At 52.6% G+C, this 20,917-nt stretch carries 19 protein-coding genes and 1 tRNA gene; 2 read left to right on the forward strand and 18 right to left on the reverse strand.

Annotation, left to right across the window (positions count from 1 at the left end; all coding sequences use genetic code 11):
- Window positions 1–593: 593 nt before the first annotated feature.
- Window positions 594–1,541 carry an NAD-dependent epimerase/dehydratase family protein gene (locus H0193_RS04990; protein ID WP_181888831.1) on the reverse strand — a complete coding sequence of 316 codons (948 nt, stop codon included), beginning with the start codon at window positions 1,539–1,541 and terminating at the stop codon, window positions 594–596.
- A 183-nt stretch (window positions 1,542–1,724) separates the two neighbouring features.
- Here H0193_RS04990 and H0193_RS04995 point away from each other — a divergent pair, with 183 nt between their 5' ends.
- A complete protein-coding gene (locus H0193_RS04995) occupies window positions 1,725–2,630 on the forward strand; it encodes a glycosyltransferase family protein (RefSeq protein WP_181888832.1) in 906 nt (301 codons plus the stop codon).
- A gap of 44 nt (window positions 2,631–2,674) precedes the next feature.
- Here H0193_RS04995 and H0193_RS05000 read toward each other — a convergent pair whose 3' ends face one another.
- Genes H0193_RS05000 through H0193_RS12570 form a run of 4 tightly spaced genes read right to left on the reverse strand, consistent with a single transcriptional unit; the run spans window position 2,675 to window position 7,304 of the window.
- On the reverse strand, window positions 2,675–3,640 hold the full coding sequence (locus H0193_RS05000; protein ID WP_420838852.1) for a UTP--glucose-1-phosphate uridylyltransferase: 966 nt from the start codon (window positions 3,638–3,640) through the stop codon (window positions 2,675–2,677).
- 36 nt (window positions 3,641–3,676) lie between these two features.
- Window positions 3,677–5,422, reverse strand: coding sequence for a glycosyltransferase family protein (locus tag H0193_RS05005; protein WP_181888834.1), 1,746 nt, complete (start codon window positions 5,420–5,422; stop codon window positions 3,677–3,679).
- Window positions 5,415–6,035, reverse strand: a complete 621-nt coding sequence (locus H0193_RS05010; protein WP_181888835.1) for a hypothetical protein — start codon at window positions 6,033–6,035, stop codon at window positions 5,415–5,417. The genes H0193_RS05005 and H0193_RS05010 overlap by 8 nt, the downstream gene beginning before the upstream one ends.
- A gap of 12 nt (window positions 6,036–6,047) precedes the next feature.
- The gene (locus tag H0193_RS12570) at window positions 6,048–7,304 is read right to left on the reverse strand and encodes a glycosyltransferase family 2 protein (protein ID WP_181888836.1); all 1,257 of its coding nucleotides are present in this window, start codon (window positions 7,302–7,304) and stop codon (window positions 6,048–6,050) included.
- A gap of 619 nt (window positions 7,305–7,923) precedes the next feature.
- Between H0193_RS12570 and H0193_RS05020 the strand changes: the two genes are divergently transcribed.
- Window positions 7,924–9,141 (forward strand): nucleotide sugar dehydrogenase, encoded by a 1,218-nt coding sequence (locus tag H0193_RS05020; protein ID WP_181888837.1) that lies wholly within the window; start codon window positions 7,924–7,926, stop codon window positions 9,139–9,141.
- Window positions 9,142–9,359: 218 nt separating this feature from the next.
- Here H0193_RS05020 and H0193_RS05025 read toward each other — a convergent pair whose 3' ends face one another.
- From H0193_RS05025 to wecB, 13 genes are all read right to left on the reverse strand, one after another.
- A complete protein-coding gene (locus tag H0193_RS05025; protein WP_181888838.1) occupies window positions 9,360–9,644 on the reverse strand; it encodes an ATP-binding cassette domain-containing protein in 285 nt (94 codons plus the stop codon).
- Window positions 9,645–9,764: 120 nt separating this feature from the next.
- Window positions 9,765–10,376 (reverse strand): ATP-binding protein, encoded by a 612-nt coding sequence (locus tag H0193_RS05030; RefSeq protein ID WP_338026598.1) that lies wholly within the window; start codon window positions 10,374–10,376, stop codon window positions 9,765–9,767.
- Window positions 10,357–10,530, reverse strand: a complete 174-nt coding sequence (locus tag H0193_RS12315) for a hypothetical protein (protein ID WP_236883414.1) — start codon at window positions 10,528–10,530, stop codon at window positions 10,357–10,359. Before H0193_RS12315 ends, H0193_RS05030 begins: the two co-directional genes overlap by 20 nt.
- A gap of 3 nt (window positions 10,531–10,533) precedes the next feature.
- Window positions 10,534–12,174, reverse strand: coding sequence for an IS21 family transposase (gene istA / locus H0193_RS05035; protein WP_181888839.1), 1,641 nt, complete (start codon window positions 12,172–12,174; stop codon window positions 10,534–10,536).
- 115 nt (window positions 12,175–12,289) lie between these two features.
- Entirely contained in the window at window positions 12,290–12,535 is a 246-nt protein-coding gene (locus tag H0193_RS12445) for an ATP-binding cassette domain-containing protein (RefSeq protein WP_181888840.1), read from the reverse strand.
- Window positions 12,536–12,594: 59 nt separating this feature from the next.
- Window positions 12,595–13,746, reverse strand: a complete 1,152-nt coding sequence (locus H0193_RS05045) for a hypothetical protein (RefSeq protein ID WP_181888841.1) — start codon at window positions 13,744–13,746, stop codon at window positions 12,595–12,597.
- Between the two features lie 3 nt (window positions 13,747–13,749).
- Window positions 13,750–14,541 (reverse strand): ABC transporter ATP-binding protein, encoded by a 792-nt coding sequence (locus H0193_RS05050; protein ID WP_338026599.1) that lies wholly within the window; start codon window positions 14,539–14,541, stop codon window positions 13,750–13,752.
- A gap of 28 nt (window positions 14,542–14,569) precedes the next feature.
- A complete protein-coding gene (locus tag H0193_RS05055; protein ID WP_338026600.1) occupies window positions 14,570–15,466 on the reverse strand; it encodes an ABC transporter permease in 897 nt (298 codons plus the stop codon).
- 19 nt (window positions 15,467–15,485) lie between these two features.
- On the reverse strand, window positions 15,486–17,594 hold the full coding sequence (locus tag H0193_RS05060) for a glycosyltransferase (RefSeq protein WP_181888843.1): 2,109 nt from the start codon (window positions 17,592–17,594) through the stop codon (window positions 15,486–15,488).
- Entirely contained in the window at window positions 17,591–18,151 is a 561-nt protein-coding gene (locus tag H0193_RS05065) for a hypothetical protein (RefSeq protein ID WP_181888844.1), read from the reverse strand. The genes H0193_RS05060 and H0193_RS05065 overlap by 4 nt, the downstream gene beginning before the upstream one ends.
- Window positions 18,152–18,167: 16 nt before the next feature.
- On the reverse strand, window positions 18,168–19,367 hold the full coding sequence (locus H0193_RS05070; protein ID WP_338026642.1) for a glycosyltransferase family 4 protein: 1,200 nt from the start codon (window positions 19,365–19,367) through the stop codon (window positions 18,168–18,170).
- 86 nt (window positions 19,368–19,453) lie between these two features.
- Window positions 19,454–19,527, reverse strand: a tRNA-Ile gene (locus H0193_RS05075).
- 64 nt (window positions 19,528–19,591) lie between these two features.
- A complete protein-coding gene (wecB, locus tag H0193_RS05080) occupies window positions 19,592–20,746 on the reverse strand; it encodes a non-hydrolyzing UDP-N-acetylglucosamine 2-epimerase (RefSeq protein WP_181888846.1) in 1,155 nt (384 codons plus the stop codon).
- Window positions 20,747–20,917: the final 171 nt, after the last annotated feature.

The raw sequence follows: 20,917 nt of genomic DNA on the forward strand, positions 1-20,917 counted from the left end.
TTCAGTTCCTTAGCAATACGTTGCGCCCCTTTCTGGGGCGCATGCAGTGGAACTTATAGGCGGAAATTGAACCTTGGATTACCTTATTATTAAATGTGAATTAACTGAGTTTTATTAGACAGGTGGTGGTGAACCGAGTCAGCCCAGCGTGGCTCCGCGGCCGGACCTATTGCAGAACACCTCGGTTGAGCCCACATCGCGCATGTCCCAACGTCCCTTTCGTGAGCGGGTGACGAGCAACGCAACCACGTCGCGCCTCGCATCACTCCCTCATGCAACTCCTTCGTATCCACCGTTGCGCCCCACCGCAAGCACGTCCGCATCGACGACCACCGGTTCCCCCGCACTCGGCGCCACCACAACCAACCCGGCACGCGCCAACATTTTCACCCCGACAGCCCCATCAAGCGCCAGAACAGATACATCTCCCCCATGCGGCAGCCCCACCTTCTGCCAATGCCATTCGATGGAGGGGTCGAACCCCTCAATCAACACCAACCGAACTGCATTAACCGCGACATTAGGCGCAGCTGCTCCAAAAACTCGTGCGTCGATACGTATCGCACGGCCAACGCAGGTTGGCCACACACTCCCTACTGGCGCCCCGGCTCGTTACGGAAATATTCCACAGTCCGAGCAATACCCTCATCCAACGAGACCTGCGGAGTCCAGCCCAATACACGCTCGGCTTTCCCGTAGCTCAAGGAAGAACGCGCAACGTCGCCAAGACGGGCAGGGTCATCGGCTGGCGAATCAGGAGCGCCGACAGCTTTCGCAACGGCTGAATGCAACTCGCGATCTGTCGTTTCCACTCCCGTGCCAATGTTGAATCGTTCACCGTCACCAGCCTCAGCGGACGCTAGATAGAACGCGCGCGCTACATCTCCTACGTACACGTAGTCGCGGGTGTTCGTACCGCCGCCGAAGACACGAGTTGGCTTGCCATCCAGAAGGTTACGGGAAAAGATCGCGACCACTCCGGCCTCTCCGAATGGGTTCTGCCGGGGGCCGTAAACGTTTGCGGGAGCAATGAAGCTCGTCTCCAGTCCGTAGAGCTGGCGGTACACATTCAAGTACAGCTCACCGGCGACCTTCGACGCCGCATAGGGCGACTTCGGATCAACGTGCAACTGCTCCGTAGCCGGCAGCTGCTCCGGCTCACCGTAAATCGAACCACCGGAAGACGTGTGCACCACTCGACGCACCCCGGTACGCCGGGCTGCCTCCGCAAGACGGATAGTCGCGGTGATATTCATCTCCGCATCTAGCAGCGGGTCCTCAACTGAACGTCGCACATCAATTTGTGCCGCTAGATGGAAAACGACTTCGGGTTCGACTCGACGGAAGATCGCTTCAAAATCGGCTTCGCGAATGTCTTGTTCTAGAAGCTCAACCGCGCCGGAGTCGAGATGCTTCGCAATGTTCTCCGTGCGTCCGGAGCTTAGGTTGTCAAGCACCATTACCTGGTGACCATTCTGCACGAGTAGATCAACAAGATGGGATCCAATAAAGCCAGCACCGCCGGTAACTATTGTCTTCATATGATCCATTCTAAACCGTGCAGTTCGCTGGTCACTCTGTACCCGTTCAACTAGAAAGCAAAGTAGGCTTGCGTAAATCTGTCTCCGTTTGTTGGTTGCGTCTAACCTTTGGATCGGCTGCATCGCAGAGACGCTTTTGAATAGTAATAGTCTTTTTCGCAGGAAAATGAAGGGTAGCGGCTAATGGAGAAGGTTTGGTTCATCAGGAACTCCGCCCGACGAACGCCAAGTGGAAACCTTTGGGGCGATACTTTCTTCGCCGATGCGCTCCGCCACGCATTCGCGACGCAGGGGGACCTCGCCGTCGAATTTAGATCTGACGAAGTTCCACCATTGCTGCCTTCTGAAAGCCGAGTAATAAATCTCGCGTTGCTAGGGCTTCACAACCCAGAGGCAGTGCAAGGTGCGCTCAACATTGCATGGGTCATTTCCCATCCCGAACTCATCAGCCAAGAGTCAGTTGAGCATTACGACCTAATATGCACATCGTCGCCTACCTACTCGAAACTTCTAGCTTCGCAGATCGGTAGAGAAGTCCACACGGTTCTGCAAGCGGCAGACACTAGATTTTTCTTCCCCGTCGACCACTCGAGCGCGCCCATATATGATGCTGTATTCGTTGGACAAAGAAACAACCGTCGCCAGAGACCAATGATTGATTGGGCCCTTGGTGCCAATCTGAAATTAAGGGTTTATGGACCCGGCTGGCGCGAACATCTTCCGTCAGACGTATACGGAGGCGACTTCCTGGACTATTCAAAACTTCCGAGGCTCTACGAGCAAAGCCGTTTCGTCCTAGCCGATCATTGGCCTGAAATGGCCGCGCTTGGATTTGTCCAGAACCGGATCTTTGACGCACTCGCTGGCGGCCATCGCGTCATCTGCGATAACGTTAAAGGAATCCAGGACCTCGGTCTCGGCGGGGTTTCTGTAGTCGACTCCAAAGAAGAATTAGAGAGGCTCGTTGTCAATCAGACTTCCCAGCTTCAGACAGGCAACGAGGAAAGAGCACGAATCGTAGCGGGCGAACACAGCTTCCACTCTCGTGCCCTTCAAATGAAAAATCTCGTGGACTCCTATTGGAGTTAGATCAGTTGCGACTGGCGGACTTCTATTCCCCCCATAGAGGGGCCCTACGTTTGGGCTTCGAGGTCAGGGTGTTGTGCCTCGAAGTCGGCGATGATCTTCTTCACCGCGGTGTACACGGCAGGCCCGAACTTCTCATCACGCAGGCCGAAGTCCACATTCGCCGGGATGTAGCCGCCGGGGTTGCCCAGATCGTGCCGCTTGCCCTCGTGCACCACCACGTGCACCGGGTGGCCCTCAGAGATCATCAACTCAATCGCATCCGTCAGCTGCAACTCCCCGCCCTTACCCGGCTCAATACGGCGCAGCGCGTCAAAGATGCCGCGGTCAAGCAGGTAGCGTCCGGTGGCCACAAGCGTCGACGGCGCATCCTCCACAGCAGGCTTTTCCACCATGCCGCGCACCTTCAACACCTCAACGCCGTCGATCTCGGCCTGGGCATCCTCCACGTCGAACACGCCGTAGTTGAACACCTCCTCACGCGAGACGTTAAACGCGCACAACACCGAACCTCCGAGTTCATTGCGCACCGCGACCATCTTCTCCATCACGCCCGCCGGCAACACCAGATCATCCGGCAGCATCACAGCAACCGCATCCTCGTCGTCATCCAACGCTTCCTCAGCGCAACCGACAGCATGGCCAAGCCCGAGCGGCTCATCCTGGGTGACCGCCACAGCCTCAATCAAACCGTTGGCGCGCGCGACCTTGTCCGCCTGGGCCTGCTTGCCGCGGGCGACCATCAGCTCCTGCAAGTCCGAAAACTCGCCAAAGTGGCGCATGATCTCTTCCTTATTCGGCGCGACCACCACGGCAAGACGCTGGGCCCCAGCCGCCGCAGCCTCCTCAGCAATCAGCTCGATGCCCGGGGTATCCACCACCGGCAACAGCTCCTTCGGCACCGTCTTCGTCGCCGGCAAAAAACGAGTCCCCATACCCGCCGCCGGAACCACAACAGTTCGCACTGGAGGAACGTTTGGGTGAGCGAGGCTGCGGGAAAAAACAGATGTCATCTTCATTTTCTCTAGAATTTCTAAAGTATCGGCAATCTACGGATGAGCCTCAACGTCTGGAATGCCCTCGTATATAGGCGCAAACCAATCCACAGGACCAAAAACATTTTTCGCATCTTCAACCCGGCCATTCAGAAGATGCCACCAAGCCTGCAGTACCAAGGTCGAATCCAAGGACTTTAGCGTAGACATCCGTGCTGAGACCTCGTTAAACACCGTAATTTCGCTACAGTCCCTGATGTGCTCGACTGCATCACCGATCTCGTCAAAAATGGCGCTCTCAGGCCATAACGTCTCAATGCCAGGCCATCGCCGAGCCACGGGAATCGCGCCAGATACAGTCCCTTCTGCCAAGGCAACGTGGGAGCCCTCAAGATCGGACATCGAGAGGACAAACCCGATTTGTTGAAACCAACTAGCCATATCCCGACCTTGTCGATCGAAATGCACACCGTTTCTGATACGCGGGTCGAACCGTAAGCGAGCCTGGATCGAGCTCCACTGGTCCCGCATCGCGGGATCTGTGGCCCAATGTGGATGCTTTGTGGGGTCACCTCCTCGAACGCGCAAATTGAATCTTGGATCTATCTCTCTCAAAGCGGCGAGTAAGTCAAAAGCGAGATCGAGCCGTTTGAGATGCGGCGTGATTCCAGCGATACCGAGTGTAAAGTTTGCACCGTCGAGTTTGTTCCGCCGGAAATAGGTTTTGTTAACAAAATTCGGTATATAGACCATTTTTTCTGCTGGCCAACCAAATTCTTGGACCAACGCACGCCCGACCCAGGGCACAATCACCACCGCTGCACTAAACCGATCCATATCAATAGCCCGGGGAAAATCGGTTGTTACTTCGTACCGGTGTGCGCGAACAATTAGGGGAGTGTTGGATGGCGCATTTTCCTGAATCCAAACATTGTTCGGACGAGCCCATTCGCCAATGATCACGTCAGATTCTTTGAGCAGCCTCTTAGCTCGTTTTCTGTCAGACGGTCCAGAGAGGTATTTCCATTCGTCCAATTCTACTTTCGATCCAGTGGACTGAGCTAGAGCTCCAGCTAATTCATCAATGAAAGTCAACTTGTGCCCCAGCACCCCTACCGATAGAGGACTATCGGTGGATAACTGGGAGGTAAACAAGCGTGAAACAAGTTCACAGTTGTTTCGTCGCCCACTTTCATCCAGCGACATCTTTTCCGGCGCCACGCTCGGAGAAGCCAACGGAACTTCTTCCGATCGGGACCAACTTAGCCCTGGAGCCTGGAGCTTAGCTCCGGACGGATCCAATTTAGATCGTGAAAACGACCAGCTTTCGACTTTTCTATCGGCAATATGTGTCGGATCCGATTCCTCACCAGCATTACATGCGACTACCTCAACAGGTATACGCATATGGCTCATAAACATCTCGATAACGTATCGAGACAATTCGCTGTCTGTGAGCACGGCGTCGTCCCGACCTAGCACCTTCTTTGCGTCTGCCAAAAGTTCATCATTCTCCGCAGCTACAGACGGGAAGCTATCCGGACAAAGAATTAAGAGGGTTCGGATCCCAAACCGATCCTTGAACCGCCCCTTGATTTTCGCCATCGCTTTCGTGTCCGAACAAATGAAGAAGCAGTTCCCAAATGGCGGAGAAAACGTTTCAACTTCCAAGTCCGTGAGAAAGTCAAACCTAATCCCCTGGTCTGCTATAGCGCGAACCAAGGATGAGGTCACCCGCTCAGCTGAGACAGTGCGCGGTTGACGAACACTCTGGACAATATAAACAGTCGCATCAGACATCGAATTCACCAATCTCCTCACAGTCTACGTCGATGGAAAGAGGTTCCAATACCACTCGAGCCCTTTCAATGTCGACATCCCGCAACTTCCCCTCTACGGAGATAGAGCGCGCCATAAACTCGTCCGCGAACAGAATTCCTAGGCATAGTTGCGCGATTGCAGACTCTCTGAACATCCACGCGTTGCTAGCAATAATCGACTCTTTAATTCCTTTAAGTGCTCCATAAAAGCGTGCGCTGGGGACGACCTTAAGATGGGTTTGATCGCGTCCCGGGGTAGTTTCTGCGATCAATCCGTCTGAGGATACAGAGAGGTCAGTGTTTGCAGCTCTAATGTATTCCTTCTTAGAAATGGATCCGTCGAGCTTTATTCCTAAGCTGCTTTCCCACTTTTCTGCCACCTCAATGGACAAAGCTCCGTCAAACTCAATTGTCGAAACCACCGATGTCTCCCAAAGGAGACCTGCCGCGACAACGAGGTGGGGGTTTACGTTTACCGGCGGGGCATCAACCATCAAAGGGGGCTTTATTACATCGTTTCCATCATCTTTGACAGAAAGACCGTAGCGCGCGGTCTGCGCAATAGCATCGAATTTTATGCGTGAAGTACTCATTTTTTACTCGCCTTACCAAGGAGTTCCGTTCGCTTCGTAAGCCCACGTCGTTAGGCCATTCCGTTCCCACTCAGCGAGAAGCTGACCCGCAGAAACCATATCGTCAAAACCTCGCGCCACATAGTGAACCCCTTCATGCACGAAGGCTGAACCCAAGCGTCTTCCGGGAACTTCATGTCCCAACCCAATAGCGACATATTTCGCGTTTGAACTAGTGCCAATGTAATACGCAATGGCCCGAGCTATACCATCGTCGCTCGAGGTAGGAGGAGCCTGAGACGAAACTAGCTGCTCAATCTCATCATCTTCACGTAACCTGACTCTCACTTCGCCAAGATACGAACCTTCGGCAGACAACGCGAAGAATTCCGCCAGAGATATGGAGGACCTAAACTCTTTCTCGACCGAAATTGCCCCACTCTCGTCCACTGCCTCAAATCGAAAGACATGACCACTCCGACGAACTAGGTGATCTGGCAAGTGGTAGAGCGCTTTATGCTCCCAAGACTGCTTATCAACGGGCCCCCAGTCATATCGCGCGGACTTCCAAAGCTTCTTTCGGCTTGCGCTATTTACATTCGTGCGAAGGAACCTTAGATTCAACTCCGCTGCATACTTCTGTCCAGCCCCTCCGGTGTCTGTAATTCGACCTGAGTGCACCCTCCGAAGTAAGCAAACATCCCCTGAGTGAACCATTCCAACTCCGCTACGAAGAAGTCGAAATGCCAGATTGTTATCGACTGCACTCTCAAGCCCTTCGTCATAACCGAATTGCCTTATCAAGTCCGTTCGAACTAACCAAGTTGAATGCCCCGGTGCAAACCCTGTTTGGAGTGCTGCGCCATAGGTCATGTTTCGCCCATGGTGAAGTTGAAGCTCCGCAGTCTCATTATCGAAGTTGATAAACGCGCCGTAAATGAAGTCAACACCCGGTTCAATTCGCGCTATTTGGTGTTCCAACCGGTGGGGCAGCATTAGGTCATCATCGTCATGAACTGCAGTCCATTCTCCGCGGGACTCTCGTGCCCCCAAGTTTCGAGCCGCTGATATCCCAAGAGGCGAGTCGCCAGTGCGGAAATAGCGCACTCGAGGGTCAGCGAAGCTGCGCACAACATCCTCCGTATTGTCTGAACTACCGTCATCCACAACGATCAGCTCCAAGTCCTTAAAAGACTGCTCCAGCACAGAGGTCATGCTTTCTCGGAGGAGCTCAGCTCGATTCAAACTAGCAATCACGACACTCACGAAGGGATTAATATTTTCGTGCATAACAAATTCCTTATACTTTTTGGCCGATAACTAGACGCGAACGTTGCCCAAGCGGGGAGGGAGTACTTCGAACGAGTGTTACGTAGATAGCTTCCGGTAACTTCTTCCCACTATTCCCCCAGGGGACTATGCGGGCCCTAATGGGGCCCTTAGCTGCGCTGTCCCCAAGCAGAATTTCGGTATGCCCTGACCCCAAGTAGCGGTAGTCCCTCTCCAGCAGTTCCGAATAACCCAACCTGTCCTTCCAGAATGAGAACGGCTCCTCCGGGAGCACCAGATAACTCTTGGGCTTCACATCAGCCATTTCAATCACCAGGGTCCGAGGCTGGTAGCCAGTCGGAATAGGAAACTCGTAAACGACAGAACGCTGAAAGGACACCCGCCGTTTGGCGTCCCTTTGACTTTGTCGCGCCACTTCAACAACTCTCCGCTTGAGCTTCGAAGCGGAACCAACAGCGGCTTCACGATTTACAAACAAAAACTTCTCCGAGTCTCATTCAATGGTCGTGCATTAGTTGAATACAAGTTTAGATTGACACACCAACGCCCGCGCGTTTCCCCCTCTCAAAACATGTTGGGCTAGTTCACTAATCTGCGCGCTAGGAACTAAAGTATCGGTATGTCCTACGACTTGTGTTTTATTGGATTAGGTTACATCGGGCTCCCAACTTCTGCCCTACTCGCAAGAGCTGGAAATAAAGTTTTAGGAGTTGATAACAACCCTCAGCGCATACGCGAAATCCAATCAGGCGTAAAAACCACTCATGAGCCTGGCCTTTCAGAACTTCTCGACGATTGTCTAGCCTCAGGAAAGCTTGAGCTGTCTACCACCCCACACCTTTCGTCGACATTCATCATTGCGGTTCCCACTCCCATTGACGAATCAAAGTCTCCAGATCTCGACGCTGTGATTTCCGCCACTAATTCGATTATCGACTTTCTCGAACCGGGAAACCTGGTTGTTATTGAATCCACGTGCCCTCCAGGGACGACGCGGAAAATGATGGACTTTGTTACGTCGAAACGACCCGAACTCAAAGACGAGATTCATTTTGCATACTGCCCTGAGCGAGTGTTGCCCGGAAACTCGCTACATGAGCTGTCACAAAACGACCGCGTTATTGGTGGCGTCTCTGAACAAGCCGCAACGATGGCCCGAGACGTCTACGCGAGCTTCTGTACTGGCAGACTCGATCTAACTGATGCGGAAACCGCTGAAATGGTTAAATTGGCGGAAAACGCTTTCCGCGATGTCAACATTGCGTTCGCAAACGAACTCTCAATTCTAGCAGAACGTCTCGAAATCGATGTCTGGGACGTCATTGAATACGCTAATAAACATCCACGCGTGAATATTCTGCGACCCGGCGTGGGAGTCGGAGGCCACTGTATCGCCGTTGACCCGTGGTTTCTCGCCAACGCTTCCCCTGACGACACAAAGTTGATCCAAACTGCACGAAATGTCAATGACCAAAAGCCGGACTGGGTTGTTAATCGGATCGAAGAGCGGATTTCCAGAAATGACGATCGCCCAGTCTTGCTTCTGGGAATCACGTTCAAACCTGATATTGATGACCTCCGCAGCTCGCCCGCATTAGAGATCGCCACAAAATTGGCACAACGTAATCCGGACATCGCTTTCTCGATTTGGGAGCCCAATATTGAACAATTGCCCGAAGCGCTCGATCTCGCAAACGTCTCAAGAACGGATAAAAGCCCGTCAGAGTTCGATGCCCAGCTGATATGTAAGCTGGTCGAGCACGCCCCATTCAGGAGTATCAATCAAAAAACTATTGGGGACTCCGCTTTACTAAGTTTCACCTCTAAAACCGATTAACAAAAGTGACCTCTGGCCTCCGGTACTCGGACTGAACTGTGCGAAGGAACGCTTCTGCCGGCTTCTTGTCCTGCTTTCCCATCAGCCGGGCCCACTCATGGCATTTCTTCGCGATAATCTCGGTCGGCCCATCGACGATAACTTCCCTTTGGTATATCCAAATACTACGTTCGCAGATATCCTCAACAGTTCCCAGAGAGTGTGAAACTAAAAAGATATTACCGGCCCGTTCGATCACCTGTTGATTTTTTCTTTGCCTTAGAGCCGAAGGCGGCATCTCCAGTGGAAAGCGCTTCATCGATCAACAAAAACTCTGGTTCAACCGCCGTGGAAATGGCGAAGCTAAGGCGGGCTCCCATACCTGAGGAGTATGATGACATCGGACGTTCAATCGCCTCACCGAGCTCAGTCCATTCAGCAATAGCATTAATCTGTTCGCGTGCTTGCCCCGGGTTCATCCCTAAAGCCAAACACCCAAGATAGACGTTTTGAGCGCCGGTCAAATCTCCCTGTAGTGCAGGTGATGTTTAGACCACGTGTTTAGTAACGGTGTGGTGAGTATCGGGTAACGCCCGGGTGAGTTTCGAGTATCACCCGGGCGTTTTGGGGTTTCGGTGGGGTTATTAGGCCAGTCGCATGTTGGTGCCTTCGAGTGTGATGATTTCGGCGCCGGCGACGAGTCGGTTGAGGATGGATTCGGCGATGACGGCGTCGGGGATGGATTTGTACCACTCGTCGGGTGTGAACTGGGATGTCACGATGGTCGATCCGCGGGGTTCGCGTTCTGCGAGGATGTTGAGCAGTTGGTGTGCGGTGGCGGCATCGATTGGGGTGGTGAGGAAATCATCGAGGACTAACACGTCTGTGTGGTGGAGGTCTTCGAGGAATGTGATGCGGGCCGGGTCGTCGTGTTTGAGTACGGCGAGGTGGTTGGCGAGTGTGTCGGTGCGGAAGAAGCGTGCGGAGTAGTCGTTTCTGCACGCCGCGGTGAGCAGTGCTTGGGCGAGGTAGGTTTTGCCGACGGAGGATTTGCCCAGGATGACAATGTTTTGTGCGCTTTGGCACCATTGGCAGTGAGCGAGTCGGGTGATTTGCTCTTTGTTGATGGTGCGGCCGGGCGTGTAGGTGATGTCTTCGATGCAGGCATCGGGATTTGGCGATCGGGATGCTTTGAGCAGTTTGTTGACTCGTCTTTCGCGCTTGGCCGCTACCTCTTTATCGAGTGCGTAGAGCACTTTGTCTTAAGAAGCTCCAATCGTCGAAGGCGGGATCGGCGGCAATGTCGATGACGCTTTGTCCGAAGGCGGTCATGCGCAGATCGGTAAAGATCGGCAGGACTGATTCGTCGAGGAAGCGGGCGGATGCTGATGCTGGCTGTGGGTGGGGCATGGGTTATGCAGATCCTTTCTTGGTGAGGTTTTCGAGGCTGAACTGGGCAGCACCACCGAGGTAGGCGCCGCGTGTGTCACGCGCTGTCGGCGCAGGTACGTCTTGGGTGGGTCTGCTTGTTGGCAGATTGGTTGAAAGGTCAGTGCCTGTGGGTCGTGTGGAGGTGTCTTTGCGCACGGCGGCCATCATGTTTTTCACTGCGGTATACGACACAGCACGCCTGGCGCCGTCGGTGGACACCAACCGCCTGCAGGCTTCTTCGAGGATTGGCTTGTTGGTGTGTTTGCCCATGTTGAGCACGTTGCGGCACGCTTGGTACGCCTGGGCAGGGATCGCTTTGGCTTCGATGAGCTCGGCAATCACCTGGCGTGTGGCCGGCCCGATTTTGGAGGCTTCGCGCAGGAAGTACTCACTTGTCCACAACCCACGGGTATCACCCAGGTTCGCCGGTATGTGGTCGGTGTCGGTGACATACACCCCGCGGGCACGCGCGAGTTGGTGTCTGGCCACACGCTGCCCGGCGTCGAAGACGGCGAGACTGTCACCGGTGATGCGCACATCCACGGTGCGGCCCACCAGCTGGTGCGGTACCGAGTAATGCGCGTTGTGCACTCTGATGTGGAAATTGGGTGCGACTTTGGCGCGTTTCCATTCGGTACGCTGCCACGGTGTTGCCGGTAGTGCGGTGAGCACGTCGCGTTCGAACTGATCGAACAATGCGCGTCTGCTCGTCGCATTGCCGCGAAACGGTTCGGCAGCGTTGATCCCATCGACCAGGACGGTAATTTTTGCGTTGAGCTCGTCTAATCCGGCGCACTGGTGGCCATCGAGTGCGTGGATGACGTTTTGGGTGACGATCTTGACTGCAGCTTCAACGCAGGCCTTATCCTTGGGACGTTTCGCTCGAGCCGGCAATGCGGCGGTGTTGTAGTGCTCCAAAAACTCCTCGTAGGTGGAGTTGACCCGACGATTCCTGCCCGCGACACTGATCACATTCGAAGCCGTCGAGGCATTATCCGGCACGATGACCTCGGCGACCCCGCCGAAGTACTCAAACGCGCGGATATGAGCTGCAAGCCACGCGTCCTGGCGCTCATCCGCGCACGCGCAGGCGAACACCATGCCCGAATACGGCAGCGAGGCGACAAAGATACTGACCTTCGATCCTTGCCCGCCGGTGGGGTCACACAGCCGCATCTTCGTGCCTGCCCAGTCCACCTGCATCGTATGGCCTGGGGCATGGGTGATCCTGACGGTCAGCCCAGCTGCATCAACGTGTTGGGCCACAAGCTGGCGAAACCGCTCGTAGCTGTAATACCGCTGGCCTGTGCCCGCAGGCTGTGCGGTGTAGCGACCCCACAGCACCTGCAGGGTCACCTTGTTGCGCCCGGTGCGCGCCTTGGCGACAGCGTCGAAATCGATCGAGACGAAATCGCCCTGAGCATAGCTGCGCCCATCGTCGAACCAGTCCGCCAGCTCATGATCCGCAACCCCACGAAGTTGCTCACGGGTTGTGATGTTGTGTTCCGCAAGCGCATCGCGGGCCTTTTGCACCGTGGAGTGTGAACATCCCACGCTTGCACTGATCTGGCGGACAGACCAGCCATTGAGCACATGATCCATTACCGCCCGGTAGTCAGTCACAGTCAGACTCCTCTGGTAACGCCGCGTGCCCTGAAGTCACGCGGTCACCAGAATCCTCCCTCGAACTGTTACTGGATGCTCACCAACGCGTTACTCGATACTCACCACGGTGTTACTAGATACGACCGCGCAACACAGGTGACACACCAAGCAGCATCGGACGAGACTTGACCATAACCTCGCCGGAGGTGGGCTCCTCCGCGCCCGCGATGATTCGAAGCAACGTGGACTTGCCAGAACCATTTAGTCCTATAATGCCGACAGTTTCGCCCGAGGTCGCGACTAAAGATACGTCCTTTAGAGCGTTCACACGGTATCTGCCACGGGTGAAGTCGCAAAGAACTAGCAGGCCCGCGTTCACTGGACTCCCACCGTACGACTGCTACTGGAAAAATCAGCTAGCATCTCCTAATTTTTAGGTCACTGCCGGGCCTGGGATAATGCCGTTTTCACTCGTTCAGCAGCCCCAAAATCACTTGGCGAGTACCAATCCAAGCCATTTTCACGTATCCCAGAATTCAAAGCAACTCTGAGCTCAGGAGGATATGCAGCATAATAGTTCGAATCTACTTTGAGCATGAATTCGAAATCTGAGGGTTTTAAACCGAGTGTTTCCAACTCTGGGGGATTTCTCACAATTGCCCTTGCGTATTCTGGAAAGCCAGTGGCAACGAAAAATAGGGAAGTTAAATCTACGGCAAAGTTGTCGCCGAAGTCAAAGTGAATCCGTGGATTTCTTGGCAACGAAGGTAGATCGAGGTTCTCTCCATAGATCTGACTAACAGCCTTTGCTAGAGCGATTTTTCGGTGCAGTTTCTCCTCACCGGGAGACGCTAGAGAAGACAGTGATTCTGCTATATAGTCTGGGCAAGAGTGCATCAAAATTTTTACAGTGCCAGCCTCAGAGATCCCTGAGACCGGCGCGGCATTTTGATAACCCGCGAGGGCAAATGGAGGAAAGGTAGCATTCGCCTTCATGGGCTCCCGCAGCCTCAAGCCGCCGGCTTCTAGAATGGATCCGAACGAGAAGTACTTGGATTGTATTGATCTCGAAAGCAGAAGAGGTCCCATCCCCATGAAGGACCAACTATTCTTTCTCAAATCCGTGCTGACAAGATTTGTCGAGATGATTCGTGTTTCAAATTTTGAGAAAAACCTACGTTCACGTGCGAATCTCCCTCCAAAGTCCATCGAGACTAACTCGCTCCCACTTGGCAAGAGTTGGAGAGCCGCTAAGGAGTCAAATCCTCCGCTAAAATTCAGCACAGCGTTATCAGCAGTGCGTTCGAAATGCTCAAACTCATCTACAGTTTCTTCAACCTCTACGTGGGAACCTGTCCACGCTGCAATCCCATTGGCAACTAGGGCGCTTACCTCGAACCCGTAATCAATTTTTGAAAATTCTCTCCCGCATAACGTACTTAACGCAATCGCAAGAGCATCACCGTCCAATGCGAACGGACGATCCGCTTTAAACCAAAGCTGTGTTTCAGAACCGCTGTGGGAGACGTCTAACTGCAAAAGCTGACCGTCCCAATCATCAAGCTTGAAAGCAATTGTCCCTTTACGCATATCTCAATCCTCCCATTCGATTCTCATTGGGGAAAAAGTCGCTTTGGCCTCCTCTAGAATTTCCTGACCTCGCGCATTACTGGCGTTCTTCGACCAATCTTTATATGCAGCAACTGTATCTTTAGAGGCGCCGTCCATAATCATTTCGCCGCGATGCATCCAGATCGCGCGAGAACACGTGTCGAGAATCTGGTCGGCGACGTGCGAAACAAGAAATACGTTCTTGGCTTCCGCTAAAAGCCCCTCCATCCGGAGTCTTGCCTTGTTGGCGAACGCGGCGTCACCGGTTGACAGGGCTTCGTCAATAAGCAAAATCTCAGGATCAACTGCGGTTGAAATCGCAAAAGCCAGCCTAGCGGACTGGCCCGCAGAATAGGTCTTGAGTGGACGGTCGATGGCATCACCAATGTCCGCCCAATCAGCAATCTCCGGCTCAAGTGATCGAGCTTCGCCGAGCGGAACCCCTAAAGCAAGCAAACCTAACACGACATTTTGCCTACCCGACAAATATGGCTGCAGGGCAGGTGCAACTCCAAGGAGTGTCGGTTGCGCGCTTACGAGTACCCTACCCGTGGTTGGGGGCTCCGTTCCCGCGATGACTTTTAGTAATGTCGATTTCCCTGATCCATTATGACCGACAACGCCTACAGATTCACCGGTTTTTACAACTAGGGTCGTAGGCTTGAGGGATTCCACAACACGCGATGTTTTTGTTCCCTTTTTTCTTCGAGCATCGTTTGACCCCGAGTCGGAAACAACAAATGACTTCGAAGCACCCTCCAAGACCAGCGCCACTCGGTCACATGGCGAGGGCGTATTCACGCTAGAGACTGGCGGCATACTTGGCCTCTCCAATCCAAAAATAAAATAGCCCGACCAACAACGCACCGAACGACCACGCTGCAAGATATCCCCACTCCCCGATAGTCGGTGCCACTCCATCCATAACTGCTAGCCGTATCGCATCAATGAAACGATAGGCTGGGTTGTTCAGAAAGATCTGATAAACCCTCCCATCAGTCGCGAAGCGTTCCAACGGGTAAAAAATGCCCGACGCAAACATCCAACCTCGCACAAATAGATCCAACAATGCTCTCGAGTCCGGAATGCTCGCGGTCAGTCTTGCAGATGCAAACATTAACCCAGTGCCAAACACTAGAACAAGAATATGCAAGGGTACTACCAAAAGCAACGTCCAACGGAGCGGTTGCCCAGGTTGAAAAGCGATAGCTGCAACTACTGCGATATAGAATGAAGGTGCAGTATCAATGGCATATCTAATCGAGTTAGACAGCACAATCGCTGCTTGAGGAAACCGGAACGCTTGTAGGAACGGGCGATTCGCTTCCAAAAGCCCAAAACCGCCTTGCAACATCCTGCTTGCCACAGCAAAAACCGTCATACCAATAATTACGAAGCCTACAAAATTGTCGACTCCTCTAGAGGTACGTAGTAGCAGCCCGAAAATTGCCCCATATAACAATGCTTCCAAAACTGGGCTAGCCACTAACCAGAATCGCCACCAACGATAATTCCTCGTAGTCCGAAACGCTTTAACCTTTGCGTCGACGAAAACAAATTCGCGACGGTTCCAGAGCTCAGTTAGATAGGCGCCAAGCGAAAGTGGACGATTCACGTCCTTGAGGGTCCCATCGGTAAGTATCTCTGAATCCAGGTGAAAAACTTCAGAAGACTTAGAGTTACCAGAGTTATTGGGCACTTGATTCTACTTCCTACGATCACCCTAGGGTGTGATCGTCGATCATCTCATGAAGCGCGTCAACCATCTCTCTTTGACAATTAATGTTAGAGCGATAGTCCACGACCTCCGAGCTCAGCGGAGAGTTCTTTGCACAGATTCCCCAAATTCTAGCGCTAGCCCCCCGATAATCGGAAAGCTTCGAAGGGAGGAAAGGATTCTTTGTAAAGGCTCCTAAATCTTCAGTATCTTGTACGAGTAAAATGTCCATGGTATTAGCCGTAGCCAGAAAGTCAGCATAGGGCACCGGCTGATAAGTGCGTAACTCGGTTCGTCCCAGATCAAACTGGTCCAAGTCGACTTCGGAATTTGTGAATAGATGAAGCGAAAGTTTTGACTGCATTTCCGCGTCTAATCCTTCTACCGCACGAAGAACTCCTTGGATTCCTCTATTCGCGTAGAAAGAGCCGAAGAAGCCAATGTTTAAGCGAACAGGAGATGTCTTTGCAGCGTTATTTCCCAGCTCATACATCTCCTTCGGCGGGATAGGCTGGCCCTCGATTGTACTTTTCGCGATTACTTGTGACTTGAAAGTAGAGTTGTACCTATCAAGCATCACTTCCCGTTGGTTTGAATTCGTAAATACAACAGCATCCGCTAGCTTTAGAGTGACCTCCTCAATAAGCTCGAATAAGGTCTTTCCTTCGACAGGTCCCGTCAGATTCTCAAATACGGTTGTCACATTGTTTTCAGACAAAGGACCCAAACGCGGCAAACCATCGACCCCGAGCGCCAAAGGGTCTGAAAACTCAGCGGTCCAAAAAATATCAGGGTGGTCAATTTTATACAGCGCTGCGGCTACATGAGACTGAGGCCACAGCGCCCGAGAGTACATTTCTTCATAAGTCGTAGATTTCCCATTCGCACAACGACTCGCCTCGACTCCCCAAGAGGAAATACTCTCCCAATCTGAAAAGGAAACTGGCTCATCGAGGAGGAAATGATCGTCAATCCAGCGACGAACTGTATAGAAAAGACCCGAATCACGGTTTCTAATTTTCGACATGTCGTTGCTAACGACATCTACCATCGAACGCTTTTCCAGAATTCGTTTTGCAACGACGTTCCCGCTGGGGTCGTTAAACGGCGGGAAACAGTACGAGAATACAAGGCACCGCGGCTCAGGCCTCGGGACACTACCCCATGGAAAATTTCGCACCGCAGCCGCTGAAACAGCGTCGAGTACGGCATCGATTTCGTTGGGCAAATGGAGTTGGTCCAGGTACCTTAGAATAAAACCAATTTGCGCTTTCCGGATTGAGTCAATTGCTCGCGGCTGGGCCCCCTCATCTTCCAACTGCTGCAGCCTTCTGATCACCGCTAATCGCTCCGCGACATTAAACTGAAAACTTTGCTCTCTCCGAGATATCGAGGACTTAGTTAGCACCCGTACGTACGCGGCTTCTTTTTTAGTGCGCACTGGAACTACTTCTAGATGGTTCAATTTGAGAAACTCTGCGAAGAAGGCGACATCTTCACCGGAATTCAGATCTTCCTTAAAGCTCAAACCCTGGACTAATTGCCACGGAATTAGCTTCGCAGCGTTAAACCCCAAGACCCATGGCACGTCTGAAACCTGAACCCCTTCCCGCGGAAGTCCCTTGATCCTAAGGTTTAACGAACTGCTAGCTTCTCGTGTTCCGTCGCTTTTGAGATCGATCATCTCTGTGATCACTATGGAGTCTTTCGTCCCGGCGTTAAGCATTTCGGACAAGCAATCTGGCTCCAGATAGTCATCGTCATCAAGAAAAGTCACATAACGTCGCGTTGCCGCTCTCAGCCCTACATTTCGAGCCCTGCTAGCTCCGGCTTCCAAGTTGCGGATATAACTAGCCTGAAGGCTATCCGGACAGCTCTCTCTGAAGTCTCTGAAAATACTTTCGTCAGAATCGTCTTTGCCGTTAGCTACAACAATCACTTCAACGAGTGAAGGATCAACGTTCTGATTGGCAATCGACCGCAGCGCCACTTCTAACAGTTCTGGGCGATCGGCTGTTGCAATGATTACAGAGACTCCGGGTTTTCGGACGTGTTCGCGGATTTCTCTACGCAACGGTTCAAAATCTGCACTCGGCAAAAGCTCGATCATTTCAGAATCTTTCTAGCGAGTCGGTAACTAAATCGCCACAACCAATTCGGCGCCACTCTTTTGTAGTGGGGATAAATTCGCAGTAGAACTCGTGGCAGCGTCGTTGTCGCCGCACCCTTGGTCGTACTTGATGATGACGGGCCAGGATGCCTAGAATTTGATAGCAAAACTATTTTTTCGACACTATCCTGTGCAAACTGCGCGACCGCCAAAGAATGCTGAAAACTCGATCCCCTATGCACCCAGTAGAATTCCTCTTGTTTCTCCAAGTGGGCATCATCGGGAACAGGTACGAATTCAGCATCGAGTGCTTTCACCCGATCAGCTGGAATATAGAAAAATATCCGCTCATTTTGCACCCGCTTCATCGACTCGGCACTCTCAAACGTGTCTAAATCTGCGAGATTGACCAGTCCCACTGCGGCCGGTTCCTTGAGCATCGCGTCTAAGAATGTTGAAAGGTCCGCCGTTACAAATGAGCCGTCGGACAAGACTCCGTAAGGAATTTCGCTTGCGTTTTCCGTCAGGATCACATGAACAAGAAGCGAGCGAGACATTTATCTTCTTCTCAATCTAGGATTCCAAGGTGGCGATTTCTGCGAGTAATCTCTGGGTACTAGCCTTTGCCTGCACCTGAACCCATTGTGCCGGCCTTGCACTAACATCCAATAACTCCGGTGTCTCCCAGAGGCACCTCCATTTCTCTGCGAGTGCTATGGGATCATCCGGCGGTACGGCAATCCCAGCACCTAGGTCCTCGACTAATTTACTAGTCTCGCCCTTGGTAACCGACGTTATATGCATTCCGATAGCCATCAACTCGTAGGTCTTTGACGGCACCGTCATTTCCAGTGGAAGCCAGTCAGCTAAATGAACAAGAGTAGTAGATGCCCACGCATAATGGTTGTCCAGAGAGTCCACCCCGACCTGATCGTAAAAGTGCACGTTCGCGCCTAATCGATGGGCCAGATGTCGCAGAGATTCGAAGGCCGCCCCCGAACCGACAATCCTCAGTTCAACCGGAACTCCCAGTTTTTCTGCTTGCGTTACTGCGTAAATCGCGTTCTCAAGTCCCTGAGCTCGCCCTACTTTACCAGCGTAGAGCACACGCAGCCCAGTAGCTGTTGGGCCTTCAGCCCTTGCAGACACTCTTGTAGCTCGTGTGGGGAACAGATTTCGAACAACGACCACTCGCGGGCCTAGCGGATACCGGCGTTTTAATACGGTAGCGAATTTACTCGACGTCGAAATAAGGAATCGAGCCTCGGCAAAGACCTTATCCATTACCCATTTTGTAATCCAGGAGGCCAAACGCAAAGGTGCTCCGCGAAGCAAGATTTCACGAACGGACTTCTTACCGGTGCTCTGGTTCCAGCTTTCGCTATATTGCAAGAGGTCCGGCCACGCATCGCGGATGTCAACTGCATACGGCACCTTTAAAAGACGAGCTATCAGGATAGTGGCAGCGACTGTAGGTATTGCGGGGACGGTTCCGATTACTAAATCGGGGCGCATCAAACTGCCTTTGCGAGTTGCGACTACCGCTGCCAAAGTAGATTTCACAGCCACCTTAGCCTGCTTCAAGGCCCTAACTGTTATCGATGCCGCCTCTGCCCCTCCTGAGACTCTAATAACATCCTCACCTACAGTGCCAACTTCCGCTTCATAAAGTTTTTGAAATCTCTGCCCGTTTCCCCCCGGAGCCACAACAGCGACTTCATAACCAGCCTCGACCAAACTCTGCGTGAGCCAAGACCAGCGTCTTTGAGGCACGCTAGATTGAGGCGTCCAGTAGTTTGAGACGACTAGAACTCTAATTTTTCCATCTCCCAAATCAACTAGAAAACAGCCATAATGGGTGGGGCCAGCGGGGCTCGAACCCGCGACCAGCGGATTATGAGTCCGCGGCTCTAACCGACTGAGCTATAGCCCCAACAAAGTTGCCGCGCCATTCCAGCGCAAGCCGTCAGAGGCAGGATAGCACTGTAGCTTTGCGTTCAAGAATTCGGAGCAAAATCAGGCATCGCAACCCCGGTGCCGAGATAGGCCGAAATTGCTGCGACTGTTCTTAGAGATGCTTTTCCATCGCCGTATGGGTTTTTCGATGATGAAACTGACCCGTAGTACTCGTGCGATTCCAGGAGCCTCGACACCTCGGCAACAATGTTCTCGCTACTAGTTCCTACAAGTTTCACCAACCCTTGGCTAATTCCTTCTCCGCGTTCAGAAGTGTTGCGCATCACGAGCACGGGTTTCCCAAAACTCGGCGCTTCCTCCTGAACGCCTCCCGAATCTGTTAAAACCAGATATGAATTTTTCATCAACGCCACGAAAGTTGGGTAATCTAACGGATTGCAAATCCTAACGTTGGGTAGCCCCTGCAGTACAGGTACGATCTGCTGCCTTACCGCGGGGTTTAGGTGTAGAGGAAGGACGAATTCCGTATCCAAGTAACGCTCGGCCAACTCTCTTAGAGCCAAGGCGATCCCGACCATGAAATTCAAATTCTCGCGACGGTGAGTGGTTACTAGCACGATTCGCTTACCCGATTCAACTAACTCAGATAGCCATGGATCTTCGATGACTCCAAACCTGTGGAATGTCTGTTGCAACGCGTCGATGACGGTATTGCCCACCGTGTTGATCAGGCCCGCTGGAATCCCCTCTTTTAATAAGTTTTCTCGCGCGCTCGGCGTCGGAGCCAGATGTAAGCTGGATATCTGACCTATCAGCTTCCTGTTACCTTCTTCGGGGAACGGTGAACTCAGATCTCCTGTTCTTAGACCTGCTTCTAGGTGCGCGACAGGAATTTGAAGATGAAACGCTGCCAACGCTCCAGCAAGGGCGGTAGAGGTATCTCCCTGAACCATCACAAAGTCAGGCTTTTCCGTTTTGAATATGTCATTAAAATCGGCTAGCAGCTTCGCCACCATAGAATTTAGACCCTGATTGTCTTTCATTACGCCAAGCCGAAAATCTGGTTCTATTCCAAACCATTCCTCCACGGGGAGGATCATTTCTCGATGTTGCCCTGATGACACCACTATGCAGTCATGCCGGGAATCATCGCGCAGTGCTCCAATTACCGGAGCAAGCTTAATCGCCTCGGGCCTGGTCCCGTAGACAACTAATATTCTTGGCTTTGCCCTCATGAAGCCTCCTATCGTGTAAACCCTCGGGCCTACACCTCGTCATCAAATATTCTTTAACTGTATGTCCACAAACGTCTCAGCTAATAGGCCCCTCTACTCTAAAAGCCTCACTTTATAGAGGGGGCAAACATCAAAAGTCCGATGCCATGGCATTGAATGGGTACCAGGGTG

The sequence above is a fragment of the Corynebacterium haematomassiliense genome (assembly GCF_013978595.1).
In the GTDB taxonomy this organism is placed as follows: Bacteria; Actinomycetota; Actinomycetes; order Mycobacteriales; family Mycobacteriaceae; genus Corynebacterium; species Corynebacterium lehmanniae.